Origin of the sequence: Frigidibacter albus, assembly GCF_009908165.1 — a bacterium.
Classification (GTDB): domain Bacteria; phylum Pseudomonadota; class Alphaproteobacteria; order Rhodobacterales; family Rhodobacteraceae; genus Frigidibacter; species Frigidibacter albus.
In genome coordinates, this window is record NZ_JAAAUC010000007.1 from 232028 (window position 1) to 250745 (window position 18718).

Annotated in this window: 17 protein-coding genes; 6 read left to right on the plus strand and 11 right to left on the minus strand. The window is 67.7% G+C overall.

The window, feature by feature from the left end:
- Window positions 1–20 precede the first annotated feature (20 nt).
- The 4 genes from GVY41_RS12770 to GVY41_RS12785 form a co-directional block, all read right to left on the minus strand.
- Window positions 21–833, minus strand: a complete 813-nt coding sequence (locus GVY41_RS12770) for a transglutaminase family protein (RefSeq protein ID WP_161346685.1) — start codon at window positions 831–833, stop codon at window positions 21–23.
- Complete coding sequence (locus tag GVY41_RS12775; protein WP_161346683.1) at window positions 830–1783, minus strand: alpha-E domain-containing protein; 954 nt, start codon at window positions 1781–1783, stop codon at window positions 830–832. The genes GVY41_RS12770 and GVY41_RS12775 overlap by 4 nt, the downstream gene beginning before the upstream one ends.
- Window positions 1784–1788: 5 nt before the next feature.
- Complete coding sequence (locus tag GVY41_RS12780) at window positions 1789–3204, minus strand: circularly permuted type 2 ATP-grasp protein (protein WP_161346681.1); 1416 nt, start codon at window positions 3202–3204, stop codon at window positions 1789–1791.
- 173 nt (window positions 3205–3377) lie between these two features.
- Entirely contained in the window at window positions 3378–3815 is a 438-nt protein-coding gene (locus GVY41_RS12785; RefSeq protein ID WP_161346679.1) for a MarR family winged helix-turn-helix transcriptional regulator, read from the minus strand.
- Window positions 3816–3892: 77 nt separating this feature from the next.
- Here GVY41_RS12785 and GVY41_RS12790 point away from each other — a divergent pair, with 77 nt between their 5' ends.
- The 4 genes from GVY41_RS12790 to GVY41_RS12805 all read left to right on the plus strand — a co-directional run bounded on the left by GVY41_RS12790 (window position 3893) and on the right by GVY41_RS12805 (window position 9063).
- Window positions 3893–4354 (plus strand): hypothetical protein, encoded by a 462-nt coding sequence (locus GVY41_RS12790; RefSeq protein WP_161346677.1) that lies wholly within the window; start codon window positions 3893–3895, stop codon window positions 4352–4354.
- A gap of 65 nt (window positions 4355–4419) precedes the next feature.
- The gene (locus GVY41_RS12795) at window positions 4420–5436 is read left to right on the plus strand and encodes a ligase-associated DNA damage response exonuclease (RefSeq protein WP_161346675.1); all 1017 of its coding nucleotides are present in this window, start codon (window positions 4420–4422) and stop codon (window positions 5434–5436) included.
- A 112-nt stretch (window positions 5437–5548) separates the two neighbouring features.
- Complete coding sequence (locus GVY41_RS12800) at window positions 5549–7144, plus strand: ATP-dependent DNA ligase (protein ID WP_161346673.1); 1596 nt, start codon at window positions 5549–5551, stop codon at window positions 7142–7144.
- 89 nt (window positions 7145–7233) lie between these two features.
- On the plus strand, window positions 7234–9063 hold the full coding sequence (locus GVY41_RS12805; protein WP_161346671.1) for a M3 family oligoendopeptidase: 1830 nt from the start codon (window positions 7234–7236) through the stop codon (window positions 9061–9063).
- A gap of 22 nt (window positions 9064–9085) precedes the next feature.
- Here the strand turns inward: GVY41_RS12805 and GVY41_RS12810 are convergent, their stop codons facing one another.
- The 3 genes from GVY41_RS12810 to GVY41_RS12820 form a co-directional block, all read right to left on the minus strand.
- Entirely contained in the window at window positions 9086–10039 is a 954-nt protein-coding gene (locus GVY41_RS12810) for an endonuclease/exonuclease/phosphatase family protein (protein ID WP_161346669.1), read from the minus strand.
- 154 nt (window positions 10040–10193) lie between these two features.
- A complete protein-coding gene (rpoH, locus tag GVY41_RS12815; protein ID WP_161346667.1) occupies window positions 10194–11090 on the minus strand; it encodes an RNA polymerase sigma factor RpoH in 897 nt (298 codons plus the stop codon).
- Between the two features lie 221 nt (window positions 11091–11311).
- Window positions 11312–12349 carry an RluA family pseudouridine synthase gene (locus GVY41_RS12820; RefSeq protein WP_170301185.1) on the minus strand — a complete coding sequence of 346 codons (1038 nt, stop codon included), beginning with the start codon at window positions 12347–12349 and terminating at the stop codon, window positions 11312–11314.
- Here GVY41_RS12820 and GVY41_RS12825 point away from each other — a divergent pair.
- Window positions 12339–12662, plus strand: coding sequence for a DUF6476 family protein (locus tag GVY41_RS12825; RefSeq protein WP_161346662.1), 324 nt, complete (start codon window positions 12339–12341; stop codon window positions 12660–12662). The two genes, GVY41_RS12820 and GVY41_RS12825, sit on opposite strands and share 11 nt — an antisense overlap.
- Window positions 12663–12758: 96 nt before the next feature.
- Here GVY41_RS12825 and GVY41_RS12830 read toward each other — a convergent pair whose 3' ends face one another.
- From GVY41_RS12830 to mgtE, 3 genes are read right to left on the minus strand one after another with little or no spacing between them, the layout of a single operon-like run.
- Window positions 12759–13163, minus strand: coding sequence for a VOC family protein (locus tag GVY41_RS12830; RefSeq protein ID WP_161346660.1), 405 nt, complete (start codon window positions 13161–13163; stop codon window positions 12759–12761).
- Between the two features lie 48 nt (window positions 13164–13211).
- Window positions 13212–13772 carry a 5-formyltetrahydrofolate cyclo-ligase gene (locus tag GVY41_RS12835; protein WP_229726054.1) on the minus strand — a complete coding sequence of 187 codons (561 nt, stop codon included), beginning with the start codon at window positions 13770–13772 and terminating at the stop codon, window positions 13212–13214.
- Window positions 13773–13780: 8 nt separating this feature from the next.
- Window positions 13781–15166, minus strand: coding sequence for a magnesium transporter (gene mgtE / locus GVY41_RS12840; RefSeq protein WP_161346656.1), 1386 nt, complete (start codon window positions 15164–15166; stop codon window positions 13781–13783).
- A 378-nt stretch (window positions 15167–15544) separates the two neighbouring features.
- Between mgtE and guaD the strand changes: the two genes are divergently transcribed.
- Window positions 15545–16828, plus strand: a complete 1284-nt coding sequence (gene guaD / locus GVY41_RS12845) for a guanine deaminase (RefSeq protein WP_161346654.1) — start codon at window positions 15545–15547, stop codon at window positions 16826–16828.
- 127 nt (window positions 16829–16955) lie between these two features.
- Here guaD and GVY41_RS12850 read toward each other — a convergent pair whose 3' ends face one another.
- Window positions 16956–18641, minus strand: a complete 1686-nt coding sequence (locus GVY41_RS12850; protein ID WP_161346652.1) for a TniQ family protein — start codon at window positions 18639–18641, stop codon at window positions 16956–16958.
- Window positions 18642–18718 lie beyond the last annotated feature (77 nt).

The window sequence follows — 18718 nt, forward strand, 5'->3', positions numbered from 1 at the left end:
CCCCGCCCCGCCCGGCGACCCTATTGCTGCACGGCCTCGACCGCAACCGTCACATCCAGCGCCTCGGCGACGCGGCCATGTGCCACACCCCGGATCGGCGCCGCATCCTGCGCATCGAAACCCGAGCCGAGGCGGATGTAGCGCGCATCAGGGCAGGTAGCGTTGGAAGCATCGAAGCCGACCCAGCCCAGCCGGTCGATCCAGACCTCTGCCCAGGCATGCGAGGCCTCGTTCGGCGTGCCCTCGGCCCCCGCGTGCAGATAGCCCGAGACATAGCGCGCCGGCATGTCGAGGAAGCGCGCGCAGGCGATCAGCGCATGGGCGTGGTCCTGACAGACGCCCTCGCCAAGCGCAAGCGCCTCGGCGGCGGTGCCGAACTGGTCGGTCGATCCGGGGCGATAGGCGATGGCCTCGTTGATCGCGGCGGCGATGCGGTGGGCGCGGTCCAGCGCGTCGGTGGCGCCGGCCGCCGCCTCTTGCGCCAGCGTCATCAGCCCGGAATCGGCCCGTGTCGGCCCGGTTTCGCGCAGATAGGCCTCCGGCGGCACGGTTTCGCGGTGGCCGCGCAGCACGCCGGCCATGTCGGTGGTGGCAACCTCGCCGGTGACCTTCACCGTGATCTCGGAGACCGGGCCGCGCAGCGACCAACCCTCGACCCAATCCCCGGCGCCGTCGCGGAAGCTGGCGCCGCGGGTGCCGCCGACGACCTCGATGCTCCAGCGGATCGCCCGCTGCCCGTCGCAGACGGACGGCGTCATCCGCAGGCTTTGCACCGCGCCGCGCACGGGGGCGTCATAGCTGTAGGTGCTGATATGCGAGACCGTGAGGATCATCGTGCCACCCCGCTTAGGTAAATCTCGCCGACGAGGTGCGACACCTCCCCCACGTCACCGATGAAGCGGCCCAGGTATTCGTGCAGGCCTTCCTCGAAGATATCATCCACCGTCATCTCGGACAGCTCCCCCAGCAAGGCGCGCGACCGGCTCTGCGCCTCGGTGGTGGTGTGATAGGCCTTGGCCAGCCGGTCGAGATGCCCGGTCGCGCCCTCGATCGCGGTGATCAGCGAACGCGGGCATTGCGGGTTCAGGATCAGAAAATGCGCGATCTTGCCGGCCGTGATGTCGCCGCCATAGGCCCAGTGGAAGGCCCGGTGCGAGGACATCGCGCGCAGAAGCGTGGTCCATTGGTAATTGTCGAGGCCGGAGCCGACATAATCGGCCCGCGGCAGCAGCACGTAGTACTTCACGTCCATCAGCCGCGCGGTGTTGTCGGCCCGCTCCAGCTTGTAGCCAAGGCCGAGGAAGTCCCAGCCATCGTTGCGCAGCAGGGTCGCGTCAATCGCCCCGCGGACCATGGCGGCATGGCGCATCGTCCATTCCGTCAGCCGCGACAGTTCCAGCTGCGAGCGCGGCGTCCGCTCCAACTGGCGCATTTCCTGAAAGGCGGTGTTGAGCGCGTCCCAGACCTGTGTGGTCAGCGCGGTGCGCACGATGCGGGCATTTTCGCGCGCCCGGCTGATGCAGTAGGCCACCGAGGAGGAGTTGTCGTGGTCGAAGAACAGGTAGCTCTCGATGTTGCGCTGCACCGGGTCGCCATATTTCTTGGCGAAGCCCGCGGCGGTGCCCGAGGCTTGCAGCAGGCTGTCCCATTCGCTGCGGTAGCCGTGCCCGGCGGACGGCAGCAGCGCGATGCGCGCCCCCACTTCCAGCAGGCGGGCCATGGTTTCGGCGCGCTCCATGTAGCGCGCAATCCAGAACAGGTTGTCGGCGGTCCGGCTCAGCATGATCTCTACTCCGCCAGTACCCAGGTGTCCTTGACCCCGCCGCCCTGCGACGAGTTCACGACCAGGCTGCCATCCTTCAGCGCGACGCGGGTCAGGCCGCCCGGCACCAGTTCGATCCGCTCGCCCACAAGGCAATAGGGCCGCAGGTCCACGTGGCGGGGCGCTACGCCCTCTTCCACGAAGGTCGGCACCGTGGACAGCGCCAGCGTCGGCTGGGCGATGTAGTTGTCGGGGTCGGCAGCGATGCGGCCGGCGAAATACTCGATCTGCTCTTGCGTGGATTTTGGCCCGACCAGCATCCCGTAGCCGCCTGATCCGTGGACCTCTTTCACCACCAGATCCTTCAGGTTGGCCTGCACGTATTTCAGATCGTCGGTCTTGCCGCATTGCCAGGTGGGAACGTTGTTCAGGATCGGCTCCTCGCCCAGATAGAAGCGCACCATGTCGGGCACGAAGGTATAGACCGCCTTGTCATCGGCGACCCCGGCCCCCGGCGCCGAGCAGATGGTGACGCCGCCCGAGCGGTAGACATCCATCAGCCCCGGCACGCCCAGCATCGAATCCGGGCGGAAGCAGAGCGGGTCAAGGTAGCTGTCATCAATGCGGCGGTAGATCACATCCACCTTCTTCGGGCCTTCGGTGGTGCGCATCCAGACGAAGCCGTTTTCCACGAACAGGTCCGCGCCCTCGACCAGTTCCACGCCCATCAGGTCGGCAAGGAAGCTGTGCTCGTAATAGGCGCTGTTGAAATGCCCCGGGGTGAGGATCACGATGGTCGGATCGCGGTCGCATTTTGCCGGGGCGACGCTGGCCAGCGTCCGGCGCAGCAGGTCGGAATAGTTGTCTACCGGCTCGATCCGGTTGTTCTGGAACAGCGCCGGGAACATCCGCATCATGATCTCGCGGTTTTCCAGCATGTAGCTGACGCCGCTTGGCGTGCGGCAATTGTCTTCCAGCACGAAGAAATCGCCCGGCCCGGTGCGCACGATGTCGATGCCGACGATATGGCTGAACACGCCCCGCGGCGGCACGAAGCCGGACACGGCCTTTTCATAGGCCTCGTTGCGATAGACGAGGCGCGAGGGGATCTTGCCCGCCTTCACGATCTCGCCCCGGCCATAGACATCGACGAGGAAGGCGTTCAGCGCCCGCGCCCGCTGCTTGATGCCGCGTTCCAGCTTGCGCCATTCATCCTGCGCGAAGACCCGCGGGAACATGTCGAAGGGGATCAGGCGGTCGGGATCGCCGCCCTCGCCATAGACGGCGAAGGTGATGCCGATGCGCCGGAACAGATCCTCCGCCTCGGCCTGTTTCATCTGGCGCAATTCGGCAGGCATGGAACGCATCCAGTCCTCGAGCCGCGCATAGGGTGCCCGCACGGCACCCCCCTCATACATCTCGTTGAAATACTCGGTCGCCATCACTCGTGCCGATGTCCCGCCCTGTTGTCCCCCGACGATTCAGGGGCGTTTCCCCAAGTGTTAGGCAGCGGCGCCAGACAGGGGAAGGCACCGCATGATGTTAACGCCGAAGGCCGCCAAAGTGTTGCCATAATTCGGGCAGATGCCCGTTTTTTGTGCGGTTTCGCGCGCAATCAGGGTTTGCGTCGGCGCATTTCCTCGGTGATCCGGTGCAGGGATGCCACGAAGGGGGCCCGCTCCGCCTCGGGCAATGCGGCAAGTGCCCGCGCGTTCACGGCCCGCGCCGCTTCGGTCGCCGGCGCCTCCAGCGCGCGGGCCCGGTCCGTCAGATGCACCGTCTGCGCCCGGCGGTCCGCGGGATGCGCCCGCCGCTCGATCAGCCCGTCCCGCGCCATGCGACCGAGCGTGCCGGCCATCGTCGCCTGCTCCACATCCAGCCTTGCGCAAAGCTCGGCCTGGGTCAGCCCATCCTCGCGCCACAACTCCAGCAGCGCCATGAACTGCGCCGGCGCGAGGCCGAGGGGGGCGATCCCGGCGGCCAGATGCTGCGCGAAGAGCCGCGCGAGGTGGTTGGCGAGGTAGCCGGCGGAGCGTGTCTTGTCGAAGGTCATGCGGCACCTTGCCACTTGCATAGCACGCTATTCAAGCCGTATATGGATAGCATCCTATTCATATGGAGCGACTCGTCATGCTGTCCCGTCCCGCCAAAGCCAAACTCCACGCCGCCGCCGGCGGTATCGCCATGCTGACCATCCTCGCCTTCCAGGCCCTGCTGTGGCGGGCCGCGGCAAGCGGTTCTCCCGAAGACATCCTCGCCGCGCGCGGGACGATCCTGTGGGGCATCGGCCTGGTGCTGATCCCGGCGCTGGCCGGGGCCGGGATCAGCGGGGCCGTCCTCGGGCGCGGCTGGAAACGGCCCGAGATCGCCGCCAAGATCCGGCGGATGCGCGTCATCGCCGCCAATGGCCTGCTGGTGCTGCTGCCCCTGGCCGTGGCCTTGTGGTGGCTTGCCAGCAAGGGGTTAGTCGAGGATCGCTTCTTCTGGCTGCAGCGGCTGGAAATGTTGGCGGGGCTGGTCAACCTTGCGTTGCTGGGGATGAACATGCGCGCCGGCCTGCGGCTTCGCGCGCCGCGGCGAATGGCCGCCTGAGCGGCCCGCAGCGGATGCCCGCCTGAGCGGCTTCCCTTTGCCGGCGGGCAGCCTAAGTTCAGGGAATGGCACGCGATCCGGTTCTTGGCTTCACCGACCGGGGCATCCATTGCCCCGCCGGGGATTTCTACATCGACCCCTGGCGCCCGGTGGACCGGGCGATCGTCACCCATGCCCATTCCGACCATGCCCGCAACGGGATGGGCCATTACCTCGCCACCCCCCGCAGCCTTGCCGCGATGCGCCACCGCCTCGGCCCGATCACCGCGCAGGCGCTGGAATTCGGGGTGCCGCTGCGGATCGGCGGCGCCACCGTCAGCCTGCATCCAGCGGGGCATGTCCCGGGCTCGGCGCAGGTGCGGGTCGAGGTGGCGGGCGAGGTCTGGGTGGTGTCGGGGGATTACAAGATCGCTCCCGATGGCCTCTCGGAGCCGTTCGAGCCGGTGCGCTGTGATACCTTCATCAGCGAATGCACCTTCGGCCTGCCGGTGTTCCGCTGGCGCCCCGAGGCCGAAATCCGCGCCGAGGTGAACCGCTGGTGGGCGGGGAATGCCGCTGACGGCCGCGCCTCGGTGCTGGGGGCCTATAGCCTTGGCAAGGCACAGCGGCTGCTGGCGGGGCTCGATCCCGGGATCGGCCCGATCCTGACCCATGGCGCGGTGGAGGAGATGACGGCGATCCTGCGGGCCGAGGGGCTGCGCCTGCCCGAGACGATCCGCGTGGTGCCGGGGGTGGATGCAAGATCGCATCCCGGCGCGCTGGTGCTGGCGCCGCCCGCCGCGCTTGGCACGCCTTGGGCGCGGCGGTTCGGACCGGCCTCCGAAGGGTTCGCGTCAGGCTGGATGCGCCTGCGCGGGATCCGGCGGCGGCGGTCGGTGGACCGGGGCTTCGTGATTTCCGACCATGCCGATTGGGACGGGCTGAACACCGCGATCCGCGAGACCGGGGCGGGGCGAGTGTTCGTGACGCATGGCTATACGACGGTGTTCCGGCGCTGGCTGGAGGGTCAGGGCTATGACGCAGGGATCGTGGCGACGGACTGGCAGGGGGACGAGGCCGAGGCAGCGGAGGTGGCCGAATGACGGTGCGCTTGCGGCTGGCGGCGGAGGGGGGCGCTGCCCCCCGCCTTCGGCTCCCCCCGGGATATTTTTGCCAGCAAGAAGGGCAAGGCGTCTTTGGCATGGAGGCCGCGCAATGAAGCGGTTTGCCGCGCTGTTCGCTGCGCTCGATACCACCACGCGCACGTCCGAGAAGACCGCCGCGCTGGCGGCCTATTTCCGCGAGGCGCCGGATCAGGACCGGCTGTGGACCATCGCGCTGCTGTCAGGGCGGCGGCCGAAGCGGGCGGTGAATGCCACCCGGCTGGCGGAGTGGGCGGCGGAGGTGGCGGGGCTGCCGGGCTGGCTGTTCGAGGAGAGCTATGCGGTGACCGGTGATCTGGCCGAGACCATTGCGCTGATCCTGCCGCCCCCGGAGGCGCCCGAGGCGGCGGCGCTGACCGACTGGATTACCCGCATCCGCAGCCTTGTCGCCCTGCCCGAGCCGGAGCGGCGCGATGCGGTGCTGGCGGCCTGGACGGCGCTGGAGGGGACCGAGCGATTCATGTTCAACAAGCTGATCACCGGCGGGTTTCGCATGGGGGTGGCGCAGGGGCTGATGACCCGGGCGCTGGCGCAGGCGACGGGGATTGCCGAGCCGGACCTTGCGCTGCGACTGATGGGCGACTGGACGCCGGACAGCACGACCTTTGCCGCCCTGGTGCTGACCAATGACCCCGGCGCCAACCTGGCACGGCCCTATCCGTTCTGCCTCGCCCATGCGCTGGAGCAGGCGCCGGAGGCGCTCGGGCCACCGGAGGACTGGGCGGCGGACTGGAAATGGGACGGCATCCGCGGCCAGGCGGTGCTGCGCGGCGGGCGGTTCACGCTGTGGTCGCGGGGGGAGGAGCTGGTGACGGACCGGTTTCCCGAACTGGGGGAGCTTTCGGACCGGCTGCCCGATGGGACGGTGATCGATGGGGAGATCCTGGCGTTTTCGGCCGCAGGGGCGCCGCTGCCCTTTGCTGCCCTGCAAAAGCGCATCGGGCGCAAGACGGTGCCCAGGAAGCTGCTGGCCGAAACGCCGGTGATCCTGATGGCCTATGACCTGCTGGAGGAGGCAGGCCGCGACATCCGGGCGGAGCCGCTGGCCGTGCGGCAAAGCGCGCTGCGGCGGTTGGCCGAAGATGTGCCCGCCAGCGCCCCCTTCCGGCTGTCGCCGCCCCTGCCCTTCGTGGATTGGCCTGCACTGGCCGCCTTGCGCGCCGGGGCGGCAGCGGCGGGGGCGGAAGGGGTTATGATCAAACGCCTCGCCTCGCCCTACCACGTCGGGCGCAAGCGGGGGGACTGGTGGAAATGGAAGCTCGATCCCATGACCTTCGACGCGGTGATGGTCTATGCCCAGGCCGGGCATGGCCGGCGCGCCAACCTCTACACCGATTTCACCTTCGCGCTGTGGCAGGGCGACGAGCTGGTGCCGGTGACCAAGGCCTATAGCGGCCTCACCGATGCCGAGTTCGGCGAGATCACCGCCTGGGTGCGCAAGAACACACTGGAGCGGTTTGGCCCGGTGCGGCGGGTCACGCCGCAACTGGTGTTCGAGATCGCCTTCGAGGGCATTCAGGACAGCCCGCGCCACAAGTCGGGCATCGCCCTGCGCTTTCCGCGGATGCTGCGCTGGCGGCGCGACAAGCCTGCGTCCGAGGCAGATACGCTGGAGACGGCGCGGGATCTGCTGGGCGCGCGGCGCTAGCCGCGATCTGTGGTCCGCGCGCTGGCCACCCTTGCACCCCGCGCCCCCGCGCCCCTATGTCTGGGGCAGCACAAAGATGAGGTTTCCCGATGCCGATCCGCCTTCCCCGCCCGCTGCATGACGCGAACCCGGCCGCTGGCGGCGCGTTCGGCGATCTGCCCGAATGGGACCTGACCGACCTCTACCCCGCGCCGGATGCAGCCGAGTTCGCCAATGACATGGTCTGGCTCGAGCAGGCCTGCCGCGATTTCGCCGACGATTTCGAGGGGCGGCTGGCCGATCTCGATGCGGATGCCATGCTGGCTTGTGTCCACCGCTATGAGCGGATCGAGACGGTGGCGGGGCGGATCATGTCCTATGCGGGCCTGCGCTATTACCAGAACACGCTCGATGCCGGCCGCGCCAAGTTCATGGCCGATGCCCAGGACAAGGTGACCGATTTCACCACGCCGCTGGTGTTCTTCAGCCTGGAGTTCAACCGCCTGCCCGATGAGCATCTGGCCGCCCTGCTGGAGGAAAGTGCCGACCTCGCCCGCTACACCCCCGTCTTCGACCGGATGCGCGCCATGCGCCCGCACCAGCTGTCGGACGAGATGGAGAAGTTCCTGCACGACCAGTCCACCGTTGGCGCCGCCGCCTGGAACCGGCTGTTCGACGAGACGATGGCCGGGCTGATGTTCGAGGTGGAGGGCGAGGCGGAGCCGCTGAACCTGGAGGCGACGCTGAACCTGCTCTCGGACCCCGTGCGCGCGAAACGCGAGGCGGGCGCAAGGGCGCTGGCGGCGGTGTTCGCGCGGAACGTGAAGCTGTTCGCCCGCGTCCACAACACGCTGGCCAAGGAAAAGGACATCGAGGACCGCTGGCGCAAGATGCCGACCCCGCAATATGGCCGGCACCTGTCGAACCATGTGGAGCCCGAGGTGGTGCAGGCGCTGCGCGATGCGGTGGTCGCCGCCTATCCGCGGCTCAGCCATCGCTATTATGCGCTGAAGGCGAAATGGATGGGGCTGGACCGCTTGCAGGTCTGGGACCGCAACGCGCCGCTGCCGACCGAGGATGTGCGCGTGGTCGATTGGCCCACCGCCCGCGCGATGGTGATGGATGCCTATGCAGCCTTCTCGCCCGAGATGGCCAAGCTGGCCGAGCCGTTCTTCGACAAGGGTTGGATCGATGCGGGCGTGAAGCCCGGCAAGGCGCCCGGCGCTTTTGCGCACCCCACCGTCACCGAGGTGCATCCCTATGTGATGCTGAACTACCTTGGCAAACCGCGCGACGTGATGACGCTGGCGCATGAGCTGGGCCACGGGGTGCATCAGGTGCTGGCGGCGGGCCAGGGCGAGATGCTGTCCTCGACGCCGCTCACTCTGGCCGAAACCGCCAGCGTCTTCGGCGAGATGCTGACCTTCCGCAAGCTGCTGGAGGCGGCGAAAACCCCGGCCGAGCGCAAGATCCTGCTGGCCGGCAAGGTCGAGGACATGATCAACACCGTCGTGCGGCAGATCGCCTTCTACGATTTCGAGTGCAAGCTGCACGCCGCACGGCGCGAGGGCGAGCTGACGCCCGAGGACATCAATGCGCTGTGGATGAGCATCCAGGCCGAAAGCCTAGGCCCGGTCTTCGACTTCATGGAGGGGTATGAAACCTTCTGGTCCTACATCCCCCACTTCGTGCATTCGCCCTTCTACGTCTATGCCTATGCCTTCGGCGACGGGCTGGTGAACGCGCTTTACGCCGCTTACGAGGAAGGGCTGCCAGGCTTCGAGGAGAAGTACTTCGACATGCTTCGCGCCGGAGGGTCCAAGCACCACAAGGAGTTGCTGGCGCCCTTCGGGCTCGATGCCAGCGACCCCGCCTTCTGGGACAAGGGGCTTGGCATGATCGCGGGGATGATCGACGAGCTGGAGGCGATGGAGGACTGATGCCTCCGGGGCGGTCGGCGCCTTAGCCGCCGATCGCCACCTCGGCCAGCAGGCCGCGATGGTTGGAGCCGAGATCATCACCGAAGGGCTGAAGGTCCGTCAGCCGCGCCCCGCCGCGCACGAAGATGTTGTCGATCGGCACCCCGAAGCGCCCCGCCTCCACCGGCCAGGTGGGCACCGGCAGCCGCGGCGCCCGCAGGCCGGTTGCGTCGATCAGCGCGCGCGACGGCGCGCTCCACGGGGCGGCGTTGAAATCCCCGACCACCACCATAGGCCCGGCGATGTCGTTCAATCGAGACTCGAACTGGGCGTCCTGCCCCTCGACCTGACCGGCGAACCAGGGCTTGAGCTTGTGCGCCACGATCAGCGTGAAGGCTTCGCCCTCTTCCGGGGTCAGCGTGACCAAGGCGAACGTGCCATGCCAGCCCATCGGCCCCGACTCGGGATTGGAGGCTGCCATCGGTACTTTCGACAAGACCACCGTCTGGCATTCGCTCTCGCAGCCGACCATGTGGGGATAGTCCTCGCGCAAGCCCGGCAGAACCGCCTCCAGTGCGCCGGTTTCGGCGAAAGCAAGCACATCGGCGCCCGAGTCGCGAGCCGCTTGCGCAATCCGTTCGGCATTGGCCGCATTCTCATGGAGCACGTTGAAGAACAGCACGCGCAATTCCGGCTGCATATCGGCGGCCAGCGGCAACGAGCGTTGTGCATGCTGCAGCCCGAACCACCCCGCAAGCGCCAGGGTCAGCACCGTCATCGCACCCCCAGCCCGCCAAGCCCCCAGCAGCGCCGCCAGCAGCGCCAGCCCCAGCGCGGCGGCCAGCATCTGCGGCGCGAGGCTGTCGAGCACCCGGGCAATCGTGCCAAGTGGCGACAGCAGCGCCAGCGTCACCGGCACGGTGCCCGCAACCAGCGCCAGCAGGCACAGGCACAAAATCGCCCCGATCAGGCGTTGCCGGAATGCATTCGCGTTCATTCGCCTTGTCCTGTCAGAGCGGCCACGAGGGGCCTGCCGCCTCATCCCCGCGCGCAACTTAGCTGCACTGCAGCAAAGCGCAACCTGCAGCTACCCGGGGCGGCTGACCTTCGCGCACGTGTGAGAAAGCCCGCCGAGGGGCGGGCTTCCGGGATCAGGCCGGGACCAGCATCCCGCGGTCGCGGGCGAGTTCCTGCATCCGCTTTTGCAGCTTCTCGAAGGCTCGCACCTCAATCTGGCGAATCCGCTCGCGGCTGACCTCGTATTGCGAGGAGAGGTCCTCGAGCGTTGCCGGACTGTCTTCCAGCCGGCGCTGCATCAGGATATCCTTCTCGCGGTCGTTCAGCACGTCCATCGCCTGCACCAGCAGGGCCCGGCGCGCTTCCAGCTCGTCGCGCGCCTCATAGTCGCCGGCCTGGTCGGCATCCTCGTCCTCCAGCCAGTCCTGCCACTGGGTCGCGCTGTCGCCGTCCGAGCCCACCATGGCGTTCAGCGAGGCATCGCCCCCCGACAGCCGCCGGTTCATCGAGATGACCTCGGTCTCGGTCACGTTCAGGTCCTTGGCGATCTGCGCGACGTTCTCTGGGCGCAGGTCGCCCTCTTCCAGCGCGCCGATCTTGGACTTGGCCTTGCGCAGGTTGAAGAACAGCTTCTTCTGGGCAGAGGTGGTGCCCAGCTTCACCAGGCTCCAGGACCGCAGGATATATTCCTGGATGCTGGCGCGGATCCACCACATCGCATAGGTCGCCAGCCGGAACCCGCGCTCGGGGTCGAAACGCTTGACCGCCTGCATCAACCCGACATTCGCCTCGGAAATCACTTCCGCCTGCGGGAGGCCATAGCCGCGATAGCCCATGGCGATCTTCGCCGCGAGTCGCAGGTGCGAGGTGACCAGCCGGTGCGCGGCCGAGCTGTCCTCGTGATCCACCCAGCGTTTGGCCAGCATGTATTCTTCTTCGGGTTCCAGCAGCGGAAACTTGCGGATCTCCTGAAGGTAGCGGTTCATCCCCTGTTCGGGGCTGGGTGCGGGTAGGTTGGTATAGGTGCTCATCTGTCTGATCCCCTGTTCCCCTTCCGCCAGGGCGGATCGGGACCGGTGAAGTTGGGAAGGGCGCAGCCCGCTTTCAAGGGGACGCCTTAGTGTACCGAACGGTTCAACGCAGGATGCAGTTCCTCCCGTCGCCGCGCCAGCCCCATGTCAGCGCTATCACGCTTATGTGGCTGTGCGTGGGTGCAGGGTGATCTCGGGGGGCCCAGTGCTTATGTCGCGGCTCACGCCCCGGGCAGGATCGCCAGCAGCGCTGCCATGTCGGGGGGCAGCGGCGCCGAGAAGGACAGCGCCTCGCCGGTCACCGGATGCTCGAACCCCAGCGTCGCCGCGTGCAGCGCCTGCCGCGGGAAGGCCGCCACTGCCTCGGCCGCCGCCTCGCCAAGGCTCTTGGCGGCAGGCTTGCGCCGCCCGCCATAGGTCGGATCGCCGACCAGCCCCAGCCCGACATGGGCCATGTGCACCCGGATCTGATGGGTGCGCCCGGTTTCCAGCCAGCAATCCAGCAGCGCGAGGCTCGGCGGCGTGCCGAACACCCGGTCCAGCCGCGCCCGGGTGACGGCATGGCGCCCGGCATGTTCCACCACCGCCTGCCGCTGCCGGTCGGTCTTGTGGCGCGCCAGCTGCGTCGCCACCTTCAGGATCCCGCCCGCCTCGAAGCTGACGCCCTTGATCCCGCGCAGCCGCGGATCGGCCTTGTCGGGCACGCCGAACACCAGCGCCAGATAGTGCCGCGCCACGGTATGCGCCTCGAACTGCGCGGCCAGCCCGTGATGCGCCCGGTCGGTCTTGGCTGCCACCAGCAGCCCGCTGGTATCCTTGTCGATCCGATGGACGATGCCCGGCCGCCGCTCGCCGCCCACCCCGTGCAGGCGGTCGCCGCAATGATGCAGCAGCGCGTTGACCAATGTGCCCGAGGGCGTGCCCGGCGCAGGATGCACCACCAGCCCCGCGGGCTTGTCGATGACGATCAGGTCGTCATCCTCCCAAACGACGGACAGCGGGATATCCTCGGCCTCGGTCTCGACCGGCTCGGGCGCGCCGAGGGTCAGCTCGATGCGGTCGCCCTCGGCGACGCGGGCCTTCTGGTCGGTCAGCACCACGCCGCCGCGGCTGACCGCACCCTCGGCGATCATCTTGGTCAGGCGCGAGCGTGACAGCGCCCATTCCTCTGGCACCTCGCGCGCCAGCGCCTTATCAAGGCGCTCGGGCGGGTCCGGCCCGATGACGACATGCAGAAGGCGGGGGGCGATGCCTGACAAGGATGATACTCCGAACGGGGGCGAGGCGGCCCCGGCGCTGCCGGAACTGCGTTTCCTGAAGGCACTGGTGACGGCACTGGCCGGGGTGATGATCGTCGGGCTTCTAGCGATCCTTGCGATCCTTGTCATCCGCTTCTCGCAAGATCCCGCCGGCCCGGTGCTGCCCGCCGGGATCACCCTGCCCGCCGGCAGCACCGCCCGCGCCGTCACCTTCGGCCCCGGCTGGTATGCCGTCGTCACTGAAACGGATGAGATCCTGATCTTCGATGCCCCCTCCGGCACCCTGCGCCAGACGGTGCAGATCGGGGACTGACCGCGCTCTTCCCCTTTGCCTTTTCCAAGTATCCTCGGGGGGTGCGGGGGGCAGACGGCCCCCCGCCCGCCGGCTCCGGGCACGACGGTCCGCCGGTCACAGCCCCCAGATCGCCGCCTCGGCAATCTCGACCGAATTCCCCGCCGGGTCGCGCAGATAGACCGAGCGGGCGCCGCTCTTCCAGACCTGCTCATGCTCGATCCCGATGCCAAGCTCTGCCAGCCGGGCACGCCAACCCTCCAGTTCCTCGGCCGTCTCGGCTCGGAAACACAGATGGCCCGGCCCCGTCGCCCCATGCGCCGGAATGCCGTTCTGGTGGTCGGGGTCGCGCGTCGCGTCCGGGTTGAAGATCAGCAGCATCTGCCCGCCGCAGCGCAGGAAGGCGAAGCGGCCGGGCACGGATTGCACGGGTTCCAGCCCGAACAGGCGCGTGTAGAACGCAGCCACCGCTTGCGGATCAGCCCCATAGATCACTGTCTCAAGGATCGCGCTTGCTTTCATAGCCCCTCCAGTTCTGCCAGCCGAACCCGCGCGGATCAGACGGGTTCCCTATGTCCCGGGCCGGATCACCCCGCATTCGGTGACGATCAGGTCCAGCTTCTGGTCAGTCGGCTCCACCGGAACCTCCTCCACCTCCTGCGCGGCAAAGCCGAAGCCCACGGCGATCACCGGCCCCGCGGCCCGCAGCGCCTCCAGCGTGCGGTCATAGTAGCCGCCGCCATAGCCAAGGCGGTAGCCGCGCCAGTCGAAGGCCAGCAGCGGCACGATCAGGACGGAGGGCACAAGCCACTCGCCCGCCGCCGGCACCAGCGCGCCGAACTCGCCCGGCTCCATCGCCGCTTCGGGCGTCCATTCGCGGAAGCGCAGCGGCTGGCCCGGCCCTTCGATCACCGGAACGCAGACACGCCCGCCCTCGCCCGCCGCCAGATGCGCCACCATCGCCGCAAGCGGATCGATCTCGGTCCGCATCGGCATGTAGCCGGCCAGCACCTGCCCGCGGCAGGGCGCCAGCACGGCCGCCAGCCGTTCCGCCGCGCTGCCCTGCCCGCCCGCAAAAGCCGTTTTGCGATCCGCAAACGCCTCTGCCCGCGCCGCCGTCTTCTGGTCCATCAGAGCATTCATAGCAAAATCACCGTCGCCAAACCGAGGAAACTGAAGAAACCCACCACATCGGTCATCGTGGTGACGAAGGTGCCAGAGGCCAGCGCCGGGTCCAGATCGTAGCGGTCCAGCGCCAGTGGCACCAGCACGCCCGCCAGCGCCGCCACGATCAGGTTGATCACCATCGACATGCCGATCACCGCCCCCAGCAGCAGCGAGCCGAAGAAGAAATATCCCACCCCCGCCATGATCACCGCAAACAGCACGCCGTTGATCGCCCCCACCATCGCCTCGCGCCGCACCACCCGGCCGGCGTTGGAGCTGGTGAGGTTCTTGGTCGCCAGCGCCCGCACCGCCACCGCCAGCGACTGGGTGCCGGCATTGCCGCCCATCGAGGCGACGATCGGCATCAGCGCCGCCAACGCCACGATTGCCTCGATCGTGCCCGAGAATTGCGAGATCACCAGCGCGGCAAGGTTCGCGGTCAAGAGGTTCACCAGCAGCCAGGGGGTACGCTGCTTCACCGTCTCGATCACGCCGTCCGAGATCGAGCTTTCCTCGCCAACCCCCGCAAGGCGCAGCACGTCTTCCTCATGCTCCTCGTCCAGCACGTTCATCGCGTCGTCGATGGTGATGACGCCGACCAGCCGGTTATCCTCGTCCACCACCGGGGCCGAGATCAGGTGATACTGGTTGAAGGCATAGGCGACCTCGCCCTCCTCCTGGAACACGCTGAAGGTACGGAAGCTGTCCTCGGCCAGCCCGCGCAGGGCCACGTCGCGGCGTGAGGACAGCAGCTTGCCAAGCGTCACATAGCCGACCGGATGCTGGCGCGGATCGACCAGCACCACATGGTAGAACTGGTCGGGCAGCCACTCTTCGGCGCGCAGGAAGTCGATGGTCTCGCCCACCGTCCAATGCTCGGGCGCGGTCACCACCTCGCGCTGCATCAGGCGGCCGGCGGAGTATTCCGGATAGGCCATCGACTGTTCGACGGCGGCGCGGTCCGACTTGTCGAGCGCGCCGAGGATGATCTGCTGCTGTGCCAGCTCGAGGTCTTCGATGAGATCGACCACATCGTCCGAGTCCAGCTCGCGCACCGCTTCGGCCAGCATCTCGCGCGGCAGGTATTCGATCACCTCCTCGCGGATCGACTCGTCGATTTCGGACAGCACCTCGCCGTCGATGCCGCGGGGCCAGAGCCGCAGCAGGTCGCGCCGTTCGGCGGGGCCGATCTGTTCCAGAAGGTCGGCGATGTCGGCGGCGTGCAGCGGGTCGGTGAGAATCTCGAGGCGGGCCGTGTCCCGCGCCTCGACCGCGTCGAGAATCTGGCCGACCAGGGCCGCGTCGAGGCCATAGTCTTCTTCCTCGCGTTCGATATCCTCGACCGTGTTCTCCGCCATGCCGCCCCCGCCTGATTTTGCCGCAGCCTACCCGAGCCGTTGGGTGAGGGCCAGCGGGGGTGGGAAGCGAGAGCGTGTCAGTTTGAGCTTCTGTCCAAGAAGCAACATGCACAGTCCGAGGGCAGCGCCCGTCCGCCGGGTGGGCGAGCAACATTGGTTCTGGGCGCTTTATGGTGCGGCCTACCTCCACCGGAGTTCTACGCGGAACGGGTAGGAGCGCCCGCCCGGGGGGGCGGACGGGCGCTGCCCGGCGGCGCTGAAGCGCCTTGATTCCGGGCAAGAAGGAGAGAAGCCTTCTGGTCCGCCCCCCGCATCCCCTGTTGCCTGCGCCCGCCCGATCTGCTGGAAGTCAACAAACCCCGGCAGATGGAGGCCAAGATGGATCAACTGGTGATCGGACAGACGCTTGCCTTCGCCGGCGATCCCTTCGTCGAAGGCCCGGGCGCCGCCCGCCATTCCACCCGCGGCGCCGTGCTGATCCGCCAAGGCCGCATTGCCGAGATGGGCGAGGCCGATACCCTCCGCGCCGCCCACCCTCAGGCCGCCGTCACCGACATGGGCAGCGCCCTTCTTTCCGCCGGCTTCATCGACGCGCATGTGCATTACCCGCAGACCGGGATCATCGCCAGCTGGGGCAAGCGGCTGATCGACTGGCTCAACAGCTACACCTTCCCCGAGGAGATGCGCTTCACCGACCCCGCCTATGCCGCCGAGATCGCAGAGCGCTATTTCGATCTGGCGCTGGCGCATGGCACCACCTCGATGTGCAGCTATGCCACCATCCATCCCGCCAGCGTCGATGCCTTCTTCGCCGCGGCGCAGGCGCGCGGGATGCGGGCGCTGGCCGGCAAGACCTGCATGGACCGCAACGCGCCGGACGGCCTGCGCGACACGCCGCAATCGGCCTATGACGACAGCCGCGCCCTGCTGGAGCGCTGGCACGGGGTGGACCGCCTCTCCTATGTCATCACCCCCCGCTTCTCGCCGACCTCGACGCCCGAGCAGCTGATGGTTCTCGGCCAGCTCTGGCGCGAGCATCCGGACTGCCTTATGCAGACCCATCTGAGCGAGCAGACCGATGAGATCGACTGGGTGAAAAGCCTCTTCCCGCAGGCCCGCGACTATCTCGACACCTACGAGGCGCAGGGCCTGCTCGGCGAAGGCGCGGTCTATGGCCATGCCATCCACCTCACCGCGCGCGAGCGGGACCGCCTGCGCGAGGCCGGGGCGAGCCTGGTGCATTGCCCGACCTCGAACACCTTCATCGGCTCTGGCATCTTCGACATGGCCGGGCTGGTCGCATCTGGGCTGCGGATCGGGCTGGCGACGGATACAGGGGGCGGCTCCTCCTTCTCGATGCTGCGCACCATGGCCGCGGCCTATGAGCTGGCGCAGCTGCGCGGCACGGCGCTGCACCCCTCGCAGCTGTGGTGGCTGGCAACGGTTGGGTCGGCCCGTGCGCTGCGTATCGAGGACAAGGTCGGCAATCTTGCTGTGGGGATGGAGGCGGATCTGGTTGCCCTCGACCTCGGCTCCACCCCTGCCATCGCGCAGCGGTCAGGCCGCGCCGGCGATCTGTGGGAGGCGCTGTTCCCGACGATCATGATGGGCGACGACCGTGCCGTGGCGGGCGTGTGGATCGGCGGCAAACGGCAGCTTTAGGACGAGGGCGGTTGCAGCAGCCAGAAACGGGGGAAGCATGCGCAAAAGAAACCAGAAGCATGCGCAAGGGCTGTCAAGGCAAAAGCCGCTCGCGGCGCGGATTAAATAAGCGCGTTAGTTCAATTGGTTATGAGGCTTCCTCCAGAAGGCCTCTGACCTCCTCGCGCAGGTAGATCCGCCGGCAGTCCGGGGCCGGCGCGATGCCCAGATCCTCCAGCCTGGCCTCCAGCACATCCCACTCCAGCCTCAGAGCAACCCCGAGGCTGCGAAAGCTGATGAACCGCGCATGGAAGGCCGCGGCATCCGCGCCCGACAGCATGATCCGATCCTTCCGCCCCTTCTCTCGCTGGCTGACCGTCGCTGGCGATCCGCCACGCCTCAGGAGGCTCAGAAGCTCTGCCGTCGTCAGCCCCTGCGAAAATGCGAAGACTTCGGCGCTGATCGCATCCTCGACGACTCCCGACAGGTTCACCAGGACGGACGCAAAGCCCGGAGCGCCCCCGTGCCGCCCGATCCGCTCCAACCGGCCATCAAGGATCATCGCGACCACCTCCGCAGGTCGAACCTGGAGCCGCTGAGCGGCCACCGGGACGGTGCACCATCCCTTGCCCCGCCGGCCCATCGGTTCCGCTCCAAGGAGCAATCGGTCGACGAGGGCATGCCCCGTCTTTAATGTGAGCTCACTTTCCCGCCCGACAGCACCGAACAGGCCTGCGTCCCTCAGCTCCTCGAACAGATCAGCTTCGAGCGACAGCACCTCACAGAATTTCGCAACAGAGCTGCCGGTATCGAAGCGATCCAAAACGTTCTCACCCGCACGGAAGACGCACCACTCATCAGCCTTCCGGGCGCTTGCGTCTTCAAGGAGCCCGGCATCCGCAACAGCGGCGCGAATGACCTCGGGCGACCGCCCAAGCAGGCGGGCAGCATCGGCAATCGAGTGCAGGCGCCGCTCCAGCACCGGCTCACCCAGTATTTCGTCTCCCGGCCCGAGTGGCCAGGTCGCCGCGACGTGCCGGCGCATCACCTGGTGGAAGCCGCGAAGTCCTTCAGGAAGCGGGTCGCGCGAAAGCAGGTCGTAAGCTGCGCCGAAAACCCGCTGCACTCCGTCGCCGGGCGCGCGCGCCTCCTGCAGGGCGGTCAGCGCGGCTTCGAGGGCAGCCTCGCCCTCCCGTGCCAGGCTGAATCCGAGATCGTAGGCCGCGGATGGATCACGGTTTCTCGGCGGGTCGCGATGGTCCGCTGCCATCGCAGTCTGCCCAAGCGCCAGACAAAATTCGCAGACTGCCCCAAGTTCCATGGTGTCCAGCCAAGAACCCGCCTGCCCCGTGCCGTTCAGGCGTTGATGCAGCCAGTCTTCAAACTCCGTCGGCGCCCGACGCGTGGGAAAAGTCGTTGCGTCCGAAAGATCGTCACAAAGCTCCAACAGTCGGGCGGTGCTGTCATGACGCGCCCACCTATACCCGACTTGCCAAAGCGTTTCGAGCGGTCGGCCATGCGTCGAACAAAGCAGATAGTGCTCGAGCAACCAGGCACCCCGGATCGCCATGCCCAGCAATCCCGCCCTCTGACGATCATCGTGCAGGCATTCCCTGCACCCCCGGATCGTCGTCGAGCGAAATGCCGAAGGCGAGAAATGTTCGCCCTGCAACAGCCACGAACCATCTTCCAGGAGAGTAGGCGTTGCCCGTTGCAGCCCCTCGGGGCTGTGTCCGGCCAGTTCGGCCGACCGGGTCACGGCACGATTTTCACCGGTGACGAGTTGACCTGCCACTGGTCTTTCATCCAGCCGCGACCGGAGCCCGTTGGTCATTTACGCCTTTCGGCGCGGGTTGAGCAATCGCCCGGCGCGCGGAACTTTCATTGCGTGCAGCGGGTCGGGCGATTGCG

Coding starts and splice junctions, on each gene's coding strand:
- GVY41_RS12770 (WP_161346685.1), bottom strand. CDS start 833: ATGATCCTCACGGTCTCGCATATCAGCACCTACAGCTATGACGCCCCC.
- GVY41_RS12775 (WP_161346683.1), bottom strand. CDS start 1,783: ATGCTGAGCCGGACCGCCGACAACCTGTTCTGGATTGCGCGCTACATG.
- GVY41_RS12780 (WP_161346681.1), bottom strand. CDS start 3,204: ATGGCGACCGAGTATTTCAACGAGATGTATGAGGGGGGTGCCGTGCGG.
- GVY41_RS12785 (WP_161346679.1), bottom strand. CDS start 3,815: ATGACCTTCGACAAGACACGCTCCGCCGGCTACCTCGCCAACCACCTC.
- GVY41_RS12790 (WP_161346677.1), top strand. CDS start 3,893: ATGCTGTCCCGTCCCGCCAAAGCCAAACTCCACGCCGCCGCCGGCGGT.
- GVY41_RS12795 (WP_161346675.1), top strand. CDS start 4,420: ATGGCACGCGATCCGGTTCTTGGCTTCACCGACCGGGGCATCCATTGC.
- GVY41_RS12800 (WP_161346673.1), top strand. CDS start 5,549: ATGAAGCGGTTTGCCGCGCTGTTCGCTGCGCTCGATACCACCACGCGC.
- GVY41_RS12805 (WP_161346671.1), top strand. CDS start 7,234: ATGCCGATCCGCCTTCCCCGCCCGCTGCATGACGCGAACCCGGCCGCT.
- GVY41_RS12810 (WP_161346669.1), bottom strand. CDS start 10,039: ATGAACGCGAATGCATTCCGGCAACGCCTGATCGGGGCGATTTTGTGC.
- rpoH (WP_161346667.1), bottom strand. CDS start 11,090: ATGAGCACCTATACCAACCTACCCGCACCCAGCCCCGAACAGGGGATG.
- GVY41_RS12825 (WP_161346662.1), top strand. CDS start 12,339: ATGCCTGACAAGGATGATACTCCGAACGGGGGCGAGGCGGCCCCGGCG.
- GVY41_RS12830 (WP_161346660.1), bottom strand. CDS start 13,163: ATGAAAGCAAGCGCGATCCTTGAGACAGTGATCTATGGGGCTGATCCG.
- GVY41_RS12835 (WP_229726054.1), bottom strand. CDS start 13,772: ATGGACCAGAAGACGGCGGCGCGGGCAGAGGCGTTTGCGGATCGCAAA.
- mgtE (WP_161346656.1), bottom strand. CDS start 15,166: ATGGCGGAGAACACGGTCGAGGATATCGAACGCGAGGAAGAAGACTAT.
- guaD (WP_161346654.1), top strand. CDS start 15,545: ATGGATCAACTGGTGATCGGACAGACGCTTGCCTTCGCCGGCGATCCC.
- GVY41_RS12850 (WP_161346652.1), bottom strand. CDS start 18,641: ATGACCAACGGGCTCCGGTCGCGGCTGGATGAAAGACCAGTGGCAGGT.